Raw genomic sequence first — 9,304 nt, 5'->3', positions numbered from 1 at the left:
CGAGGCGCATATTCAAAGAGGTGGAAGTCTACCTGCTCAAATTTTCCACTATCTCACTCCTCCGCCATATAGGAGTAAACATACTGTAGGGGGCACTCCTATGCTGGTATGTTTCTCGGGAGTGGACGGTTCAGGTAAAACTTCACACGCAAAGGCTTGTGTGAGAAAACTCGAATTGTTGGGGTATCCATGTCGATACGCATGGTGCAGGTGGGTTAGGCTGGTCACATATCCTCTGACAATCTGCGTGAGCCTTTTTTTCATGCTCCGAAGTAGGAGGTTTAGTATAAGGCGTCTGAAGAGCGACTTCTACGAGAATAAGAAAAAATACCTCAGGAATAAATTTTTGGCGGCGGTGTGGGGTTATGTAACTCTACTTGACTATAAGATAATCTATCTTTACAAGATTAAGTTGCCAGCGGCTTTAGGAAAGACAGTCATCTGCGACAGATACATATATGATTGGATCGCCGACATGCAGCTCGACGGGTTATACAAAGAGAATGTTGCGAGAATAGTTCTCAAGATATTCCAGAAACCAGACTTAACTTTTGTTCTAGATGTCGCAGAGGAGCTTTCAATTTCAAGAAGAAAGTACGACACTCTAACTTTGATGGAAGCAAGGAAATCAAGGGAGATATACCTCAACCTCTCTAAGAGATATTCTTTAACGCTCATTCCAAATGATGGCACGTTTACTGAGACCCACGAAAGGATTATGAAAACAATCTTAAAGGCAATATGTTGAAGATGTAATTGTAGCCTCCCCTCCAGAAGCCGTGCATCGAGGCGAGGCTGAAGAGGATGTTAAACTCTGTACCCCAGTTGCGGGCTGTGAACACCTGAAGGTCGGCGTAACTGATTTGAGGGGCCACCTCCTGTAACCTTGTAAAACTTGGTGCAATCCAGTAAATGTTCAAGAGAGCGAAGGAGATCGAGAGTACGCATAGATTTCTCAGGATGGAAATCTCTCTAAAGCCTGAAACCAACTTTACAAGGAGAAGGACGGCTAATGCGAACAATGCCAGTAAGAGAGTATGTAGTGATAAAACGCCAACGAGTGTGAGCAGAAATGTCAGTTCCACTGTGCTTCTGAGCCTATGTGAATCAAGAAGACGGATAATTCCTTTAACGACAAAGGGCATAAGAGCGTAAGCCAGTATTAGATCCAGATGTCCTGCCATAAACCTGACATAGAGGAATGGATTGAGCATATAGAGGAATCCAGCAAAGAACTTGCCAGCTACACTCTCGGTTGGGCAGAGCCTATGAGACGAGACGCCGGATAGGAAGAATGCGAGAACCATCAAAGCCTTCTCGATAACCCAAACGGGAAGTATGAAACTACACAACTTTAGGAATAATTTATAGGCGATGAAGGAGTTGAAACTTGGCTCTAAACCGTAAATGTAATCCCATATTCTTATATTTGGCCCGAAGACCATATCCAAAGTTAGAACGTATCCAGGCAGTAGGAGATCCCAGAGCACTAGCAATGTAACCGTTAGATAGACGAGAATGTAAAAATAGGCCGACCTAGTTTCTTGACCCTGTCAACCCTGTGGCGTTTATACATCCTTTATCTTCATCTCATCTTCTTCGAGCTGAACACTCCCTTCTTCATCTCGTAACTTTTTTTAAAAAAAGGTTCACTTGGCTGCTTTATCAAAGAATTATATGAGATGACCTAGTGAATTATCGTGTCATGATGTGGCATTGTTTAGTTGCATATTGTATTTGCATAATTTTAATTTTTTACTCGAAAATAGAGCCTTACAATGAGGGTTGAGCTAAATAGAGTATTAAATGCTGGCGAATTTGTGTGGGAGTCCCCTACTCTAAAACTGAGATAGACAGTTTTAACTGCATTAATGTTCTAGTTTTTCCGTAATAGACTTGAATCCTCTTCGATAAGCCTCAAAAACAGCTCCCTAAAGTTTTTCTCATCATCGAACTCAACGCGTCTACATTTATCGAATCTCTCACCATATTTAGAGATAAAAAACCATTCCACCACCTCGACATTGAAATACTGAACAAAATATAAATTCAAACATCTATGGTTTATATGAAGTTATGTGGTAGTTGCCAAAGGAAGATTCACTAAAAAGGAAAATGGTGAGGTTTAGTTGAAGTTAAGGGGGCACTACCAAGAAAGCCTAACTCCATGCCTTGGGGGGGGGTTTAATGCCTGAAAAAGTGCTAGTGACGGGTGGGGCTGGTTTAGTCGGATCTGAATGTTGCAGGGTATTTTCTGAAGCCGGGTATGAGGTAATCAGTGTTGATAATTATATGAGGGGTAAAATCTTCGGTGGTGAAGCGAATACCCGTGATACCATAGCCAACTTGTTGAAAGAATATAACATTGAACACCACGAGATGGATCTAAGAGATGAAAAGATAATTCCGTTGATTCGGAAAGCTGACGCGATCATTCATACTGCGGCGCAACCCTCACACCCCAAGTCGATCGAGATTCCGCTGGAAGACTTTCAAATTAACGCTTGGGGAACTTTGTTTCTACTTGAAAACATTCGGAAACATAATAAGGACGCAGTCTTCATTTTCTGTTCAACGAACAAGGTATATGGTGACACTCCAAATTACTTCTGCTATAAGAAAGTCGGCAAACGGTTTGAGCCAATCGACCCAACCCTCAGAGACGGATTTAATGAGACACTGCGAATAGACAGGTGTATGCACACGCCGTTCGGCGTGTCAAAAGTTGCTGGGGATTTGTACACTCAAGAATATGCTCTGCTTTACGGTCTGAAGACAGGCGTATTCAGGATGGGCTGCATCACTGGCGGGGCTGCGAAGGCTGTAGAGATGCATAATTGGGAGCCTTACTTCATTAGGAAGGCACTGACAGGTGAGGTATTAACTATTTATGGTTATGGTGGATATCAGGTCAGGGACGTTATCCACGCTCGCGACTTGGCTGAACTTTTTTACGAGTTCGTTAAAAATCCACGTAGGGGGGAAGTATATAATGTGGGTGGGAGCAGAGACAACTCAATCTCTCTTCTGGAGTCGTTCGACCTCATAGAGAAGATTACGGGTAGAAAAATAAATTCAAGAATGGAAGCCGAGAGAGAGGGAGATCACATCTGGTGGATCTCAAATATAAACAAAGCCAAGTCACATTACCCTGGATGGAGGGTAAAAAGAAGCCTTGAAGAAATATTCAAAGAGATATACGAGGTTTTGCGCGAAGCCTTAGAATCAGGCAGAAAAAGAGACGATGGTTAATCTTAGATAGAGAATGGGGGATCTCCTTTCTAGAACCGGTTAGCGCTTAGTGTTCGTGCTTCCAAGGCGTGATGCCGAGGACTTCGTCGTTGACGAGGGGGTCCCACCACTGCTTATTAGCAGAGTACCACCTGACGGTCGCCTCCAGTGCCTCTTCAAATCTATGTTTTGGCTCCCAGCCTAGCTCTCTCCTTATCTTCGAAGAGTCTAGACTGTATCGCACATCGTGCCCAGGCCTATCTTCCACAAAGGTTATAAGCCCTTCTGGCATCCCCATAACTTTGAGAATGGCTTTAACAACCTCAATGTTTTGAAGTTCCACTCCAGAGGATACATTGTATACCTCGCCAGGCTTACCACAATCTAGAAGCTTCTCAAGAGCATCACAGAAGTCGATTACGTAGATCCAGTCTCTAACATTTTGGCCAGTTCCGTAGACCGGTATAGTGAGGCCTTTGGACGCTCTAATAATAGTTTTAGGGATTAGTTTCTCTGGGAATTGGTAGGGGCCGTAATTGTTGGTACATCGCACCACTGTCAAGTCGAGGCCGTAGGTTCGATGGTAGGCTAACGCTAACATATCTCCACAAGCCTTTGTAGCGGAGTAGGGGGAGGAGGGTCTAAGTCTGTCTTCTTCCCTGAAGGAACCCTCCACTATATCTCCGTAGACCTCATCGGTGGAGACCTGTAGGACCTTGACATGAAGCCTTCTAGCTGCCTCCAACAAAGTGAAGACGCCTAGGCAGTTACTCCGGAAAAAGGGGACTGGATCGGCTATGCTTCTATCGACATGAGTTTCCGCTGCGATATTGACCACTACGTCGACCCCACTCAATATCTCGCCGAGGAGGCGACTATCGGTTATGTCTCCTCGGATGAACTTGTACCTTTCACACTCGGCGAGATCAGCAAGGTTGGCTCGATTTGACCCCATGGATAGGCAGTCGAGATTCACAACCTCCACATCTCTACGCTGGGTGAGAATGTACCTTATGAAGTTGCTGCCTATGAAACCCATACCACCCGTGACAAGAAGTCTCATATTGTCGAAGCACCCTTACAATGACTACGAACCTAACTCTAAATAGATCCCCCAAAAGATAAAAATTCAGTAGACACAGCCCTCAAAGCACCCCACGCCTGCACGAGAAGTAGAAAAATAGATCGGCGACGAAAGATTCAATATCTACTAAATTCATTGGCTGAGACTGGCAGCGGGGGTCGCCAAGCATGGTCAAAGGCGCAGGACTCAGAATCCTGTCCCGTAGGGGTTCGAGGGTTCAAATCCCTCCCCCCGCACCAAGCCTATTTTCCAGTTTAAGTTTTTATTTTAAGGTTATTTTTGCAAAAGGACTTGTGTCCAAGATTCTATCTTTTGATAATTCTCACTAAGATCGGTGCGGTGATAAGCATAATTATTCCATAGACAGTAGAAGGCAATGCCACTTCAGGATCGAAGAATTGTAGAGCCACAGCTGCTCCGACGCCGAACTCTTTCATGCCGATAGTAAACATGTAAGTTTTGAGTTCTCCATTAGGCATCACCAGTTTTCCGGTGATAAAGCCGATTAGATAACCACTGAGATTCAGAACCAGCAACAACACAGCCAACCAAATTATGCTCATGTTTAGGATGACCTCAGCGTTACCCGATGCCACAGTGAATATCAACAAGATCACCATCACCGAGGATAGAGAGTAAAACTGTTCTTCATGCTTCTTCAAATCTTGGAACTTTGTTCTGAGTAGGGAGCCTATGATGACAGGTAATGCCACAATTAGCAGTAATTCTTTCAGCATCCCACCTGTGTCTATGACCACCGACTCCCCGGCAAGTAATGAAAGCAATAGTGGCATAATGAAGGGTGCTACCAAGATTGAGCTTCCCATTATGGCTGTAGCTAGAGCAAGGTTGCCGCCTGCGAGATAAACCATCAAAGCAGACGTTATCTCAGAGGGAGCACTACCGATAATCAAAATGCCCATTGCAGTGCTACGATCCCTTGCCAAATATGTCAGTGAAAACGCTATAATCGGAATCGCTGAATACTGAACTATTAAGACAGCCAATATTTTCTGTGGGGTATTCACTACTTTTACAAAATCTTGGAGGGTGATCGTTAAACCGAGGCCTAAGATCATCACAAATAGAATGAGGCCTACGTAGTTCGAAAGGAAAGAAAACTGAGGAAACAATACACCGATAATAGCGAAAATAATTACCAAAACCAAAAGATTGTCATTGACCCATCTAGATAACCCCATAATTTTTCCTATTAAAATAAGGTCCTAATTAATTAAATCACCAAGAGCTGTGCTATCCCATTCTATTATGAGCAAACTTTAGGGTAGATTCTTGCCAAAAATGAGTATAGATAAACGCGTGTAATTTGAACTTGTATATTATTCTATTCCCCCACACTTTCGCGCCTATCTTCACTGTGTACGGAGAATATGGTAAACGACTGTTCTGGTAAAAAGTCGAAGTCCTCTTTCAATTGGTATCCGGCCTTATGCATCTCTGCCATTATGACTTCTTTCGGGACAAAATGCCCAAACATTCTTATGGAAACTGAATCCGCCGCTATGTTTATACTCTATGATTGCAATCCTTCCTTCTGGTTTCAGCACGTCTCTCAATTTTCTAAAATAGTCTACACGATTTGGCAGATGATGAGTCACATTTCGCATAAAAACTAAATCTATACTCCTTCTAGGTAGAGGTAGCGCATCTTCTGTAGCAAGGATTGTTTCAATGTTGTCTAACCCTTTCTCTTTAGACTTATCCCTGATAAATTCCAGAAATCCGGGATCTATATCAACAGCAAACACTCGACCTTCTCTTCCGACTGCATCAGCGAACCGTAGAGAAAAATATCCTCCCCCCGCTCCAATGTCGGCAACTGTTTGTCCTGATTTTAACTTTAGTGCTTCTAATATTTGATCTGGTTTGCTTTTGGGGTCAGACGCTTTCCTATTAAACATCTCTGCCTTAAGATTTTTCATGTTCCACAGATCTCATAAACAGTTCTGAATGCTCGTACTTTTAAGTATTCCTTGGAAACATAAAAAGGGACTCAGTATCTTCAAATCTTTATTTTGGGTAAAAAATCGAGAATTTAAAGAGATACTCGTCTTAATTAGTCGTGATACCCGATACCTATTCTTATCGCGCTATGGGATATGCTTGCACCTTTTTTAGTCTTCGGAAATGTCAAATATTTGGCTTATATCGCGAAGGTAAAATTGGATAGCCTAGGTTTCAACTTTAAATCTATCAATGTAGCAGATTATACTGAGGCGTCGTAGACTATGGATGAGGGGAGAGAGGAGAAGCTCCTCAAAATTAGGGAGCGTATAAGGGGGCGTATCTCGGAGCTTGAGCAGGAGATAGATCAACTTAAAGAACTTTTGGGGCTTGTAGAGGAGTACGCCTCGAGTAAGGTTGCGCTGGCTGCTGAAGCCCCAAAACCTACTCCAACTGTCCCCCTCCCACAAACTTCCCCTCCCATAACCGAACAAGCCCCCCCCACCTACGAGCAGATAACTCCCCTCAAGGCCGCAGACGGGACGCTTCTTGGAAGCTTATTCCTTGGGAAGAATGAGATGAAGGTCACTCCTGCTGAGAACATGAAGTTCAGGGTATCTACGCCCCCATTCCAGCAGTTCCTAATTAGCAAGGTGTTAAATGCGATGGCAGCCAAGGATCGGGAAGAAGCTGTGCAGGGTGTGATCAAGCCGGAGGATATTCTAAGTTATCGGATCCACCAAGATGGGGACACTTTGAGAGAGCTTGTCATAAGAAACTTGGGAGACGAGCAAAGGATAGTTACCTTGAGGAATTCCATCCGTTGGACATTAGAGAAGATGTGGGAGAAGATGAAGCTTAGAAGCTAAGCTTTCTGCTCCGTTAGCGATTTAACCTCAAAGTTCCTCCTCTTGGCGTGTTATAGGGTTCCAAACTTTACGTCCCTTTGGCTCCTTCTCAGCCTCAACCATGAGGCGGCGATTCTTGCCTTTGAGGGGTATTAGGAAGTACTCGTATATTTTGCCTTTTTCATCAATCAATGTAAGCTTCCTCTTTTCGTCGGCTAGCTGTAATGTTTCAGGGTCGAGGTATTTACAGAGCACATACCGCCCTCTAGATTCGAGAGCTCTGACTTCAACTCTACCAGTCCTACTCTTCGTTAAAACTTCCTCTGAAAAACTCAAAAACCTAGACCCCCTACCGAGTCTCAACCTAACTTTTAGCTCTGAGTCTTTTAGCTCTTCCGATATTTTTTGGAGACTTTATTAGTAGATTCAGAGTAGATTAAATCAGCTGGGCATGTTTGGGGGTCCTTTATTGGAGAAAGTTCAAGTTGAGGGTCGTCTGTTCTATAGGCTAATGTATCCTCGTCCAACCATCCTAGTGACATGTGTTGATCCATCTACTGGGAGGCCTAACATTATTACGCTCGCGTGGAGTACTCCCCTCTCATTCACCCCCAGCCTAGTTGGTATATCCATCTCGCCGCAGAGGTACTCCCACGACCTGATAGCTAAGACAGGAGAATTCGTTGTAAACATTCCCACAGCAGCCATAGCTGCACAGGCTCTTATATGCGGTAGGATCTCTGGGAGGGAGGTTGACAAGTTTCAAGTTTCAGGTTTGACGCCGAAGCCCTCTCGACGAGTTAGGCCGCCTATCATAAATGAGTGCGCCGCGCATCTCGAGTGCCGAGTTGTCAACAGTATAACAACTGGAGACCACACTCTATTCGTCGGCGAGATTCTAGCGGCTTATGCGAATAAAAACCTCCTTCGAGGGGGGCTTATAAACAACGAAAAGTTCAGAGCTCTCCTCCACCTAGCCGAGGATCACTTCACTACTACCGTAGAAGCAACTCTCACACCTAAAATCTAGGCTTCACAGCTCAGTCCCGCCGAACATTCGGAGAATCTTGTAAGTTGTGTTCCTTTCGGCTGGAATTCGGCCGATATCGCGTATAAGCCTCCTTATCTCCACAGGTGAGAGGTACTCTCCAGCCGTAGCCCCAGCAGCTCTGGATATATTCTCCTCCATAAGTGTTCCGCCAAAGTCGTTCGCCCCCGCATTCAATGCCACCTGCGCGAACTTAAGGCCTAGCTTAACCCATGAGACTTGGATGTTGTCAACCCACCCATTCAGGAAGATTCGCGAGACAGCGTAGATCTTCAGGTCTTTTATGCCCGTGGCTCCAGGTCTGGCGTTTCCTTCTAGAAAGATCGGGGCTCTCTGATGGATGAAGGATAGAGGGATGAACTCGGTGAAGCCGTGGGTCTCTTTCTGAATCGCTCTCAATAACTGGAGATGCTCTACACAGTCCTCAGACTCGTCGATGTGACCGTACATCATGGTAGAGGTTGAGGGGATTCCAAGTTTATGAGCTGTCTTGATGATCTCGACCCATAGGTGGGTAGGTAACTTGTTTGGGCATAGAGTCCTTCTCACCCTCTCAGAGAAGATCTCCGCAGCCGTCCCGGGTATGCTACCTAACCCCACCTCCTTTAACATTTTGAGAACCTCTCTGATCGGCAGGTTCGCCCTTTGCGCTACATGGTAGATCTCCATCGGAGAGAAGCCGTGGATATGTATTCCCGGAGCTGCAGCCTTAACCGCACTAATTAATTCTACGTAATAGTGGGCGTCGAGGGTAGGGTTACATCCCCCCTGAATGCAAACCTCGGTGGCTCCGCGCTCCCAAGCCTCTCTCGCCATCTCCGCCACTTTTCCTATTGAAAGAGTGTAGGCGTCTGGAGCTCCAGGTAAGCGGTGGAAGGCGCAGAACTTGCAACCTACGGTGCAGATGTTGGTCAGATTTATGTTCCTGTTTACAATGTAGGTTACGATATCTCCTACACGTTTGCGCCTCAGCCAGTCTGCGGTTAAGATGAGGCTCCAGAGGTCCCTCCCCGAGGTCTTCATAAGTTCAATACCCTCCTTCGGGGAGATCTCTTTCTCGTCAAGGGCTCTATCCAGTATCGCCGCCACGATGGGGTCTACTTGAGAGAGGAGGTCTTCTATGAGGCG

Annotated in this window: 10 protein-coding genes and 1 tRNA gene; 5 read left to right on the top strand and 6 right to left on the bottom strand. The window is 45.1% G+C overall.

All coding sequences use genetic code 11. From position 1 onward, the window contains the following. Positions 1 to 748: hypothetical protein (locus QXJ75_04920; protein MEM3737407.1), on the top strand; the 748-nt coding region annotated here is incomplete at its 5' end. Here QXJ75_04920 and QXJ75_04915 read toward each other — a convergent pair. Beyond that, on the bottom strand, positions 717 to 1,496 hold the full coding sequence (locus QXJ75_04915) for a hypothetical protein (GenBank protein ID MEM3737406.1): 780 nt from the start codon (positions 1,494 to 1,496) through the stop codon (positions 717 to 719). The genes QXJ75_04920 and QXJ75_04915 overlap by 32 nt on opposite strands. A 691-nt stretch (positions 1,497 to 2,187) precedes the next feature. Between QXJ75_04915 and QXJ75_04910 the strand changes: the two genes are divergently transcribed. Then, positions 2,188 to 3,252 carry an NAD-dependent epimerase/dehydratase family protein gene (locus QXJ75_04910; GenBank protein ID MEM3737405.1) on the top strand — a complete coding sequence of 355 codons (1,065 nt, stop codon included), beginning with the start codon at positions 2,188 to 2,190 and terminating at the stop codon, positions 3,250 to 3,252. Between the two features lie 46 nt (positions 3,253 to 3,298). Here QXJ75_04910 and rfbB read toward each other — a convergent pair whose 3' ends face one another. Then, on the bottom strand, positions 3,299 to 4,294 hold the full coding sequence (rfbB, locus tag QXJ75_04905) for a dTDP-glucose 4,6-dehydratase (GenBank protein ID MEM3737404.1): 996 nt from the start codon (positions 4,292 to 4,294) through the stop codon (positions 3,299 to 3,301). Positions 4,295 to 4,466: 172 nt separating this feature from the next. Between rfbB and QXJ75_04900 the strand changes: the two genes are divergently transcribed. Further along, positions 4,467 to 4,554 (top strand) — tRNA-Leu (locus QXJ75_04900). A gap of 66 nt (positions 4,555 to 4,620) precedes the next feature. On the opposite strand, the gene QXJ75_04895 is transcribed toward QXJ75_04900, so the two are convergent. Together QXJ75_04895 and QXJ75_04890 are read right to left on the bottom strand one after the other, a co-directional pair. Then, positions 4,621 to 5,517: a bile acid:sodium symporter family protein gene (locus tag QXJ75_04895; GenBank protein ID MEM3737403.1), complete on the bottom strand. Its 897-nt coding sequence runs from the start codon at positions 5,515 to 5,517 to the stop codon at positions 4,621 to 4,623. 246 nt (positions 5,518 to 5,763) lie between these two features. Continuing rightward, positions 5,764 to 6,258 carry a class I SAM-dependent methyltransferase gene (locus tag QXJ75_04890; GenBank protein ID MEM3737402.1) on the bottom strand — a complete coding sequence of 165 codons (495 nt, stop codon included), beginning with the start codon at positions 6,256 to 6,258 and terminating at the stop codon, positions 5,764 to 5,766. A 306-nt stretch (positions 6,259 to 6,564) separates the two neighbouring features. On the opposite strand from QXJ75_04890, the gene QXJ75_04885 reads away from it, so the two are divergent. Next, positions 6,565 to 7,149 carry a hypothetical protein gene (locus tag QXJ75_04885; protein MEM3737401.1) on the top strand — a complete coding sequence of 195 codons (585 nt, stop codon included), beginning with the start codon at positions 6,565 to 6,567 and terminating at the stop codon, positions 7,147 to 7,149. Between the two features lie 27 nt (positions 7,150 to 7,176). On the opposite strand, the gene QXJ75_04880 is transcribed toward QXJ75_04885, so the two are convergent. Beyond that, positions 7,177 to 7,464 (bottom strand): hypothetical protein, encoded by a 288-nt coding sequence (locus QXJ75_04880; GenBank protein MEM3737400.1) that lies wholly within the window; start codon positions 7,462 to 7,464, stop codon positions 7,177 to 7,179. Positions 7,465 to 7,597: 133 nt separating this feature from the next. Here QXJ75_04880 and QXJ75_04875 point away from each other — a divergent pair, with 133 nt between their 5' ends. Further along, the gene (locus QXJ75_04875) at positions 7,598 to 8,158 is read left to right on the top strand and encodes a flavin reductase family protein (protein MEM3737399.1); all 561 of its coding nucleotides are present in this window, start codon (positions 7,598 to 7,600) and stop codon (positions 8,156 to 8,158) included. Between the two features lie 3 nt (positions 8,159 to 8,161). Here the strand turns inward: QXJ75_04875 and cofH are convergent, their stop codons facing one another. After that, positions 8,162 to 9,265, bottom strand: coding sequence for a 5-amino-6-(D-ribitylamino)uracil--L-tyrosine 4-hydroxyphenyl transferase CofH (cofH, locus tag QXJ75_04870; GenBank protein MEM3737398.1), 1,104 nt, complete (start codon positions 9,263 to 9,265; stop codon positions 8,162 to 8,164). Between the last annotated feature and the right edge of the window lie 39 nt (positions 9,266 to 9,304).

The sequence above is a fragment of the Candidatus Bathyarchaeia archaeon genome, from assembly GCA_038883335.1.
Classification (GTDB): Archaea; Thermoproteota; Bathyarchaeia; order Hecatellales; family Hecatellaceae; genus JAVZMI01.
Note: the sequence above shows the minus strand (reverse complement) of the source record. Positions and strands in the feature narration are given on the sequence as shown.

Coding starts and splice junctions, on each gene's coding strand:
- QXJ75_04890 (MEM3737402.1), bottom strand. CDS start 6,258: ATGAAAAATCTTAAGGCAGAGATGTTTAATAGGAAAGCGTCTGACCCC.
- QXJ75_04885 (MEM3737401.1), top strand. CDS start 6,565: ATGGATGAGGGGAGAGAGGAGAAGCTCCTCAAAATTAGGGAGCGTATA.
- rfbB (MEM3737404.1), bottom strand. CDS start 4,294: ATGAGACTTCTTGTCACGGGTGGTATGGGTTTCATAGGCAGCAACTTC.
- QXJ75_04910 (MEM3737405.1), top strand. CDS start 2,188: ATGCCTGAAAAAGTGCTAGTGACGGGTGGGGCTGGTTTAGTCGGATCT.
- QXJ75_04895 (MEM3737403.1), bottom strand. CDS start 5,517: ATGGGGTTATCTAGATGGGTCAATGACAATCTTTTGGTTTTGGTAATT.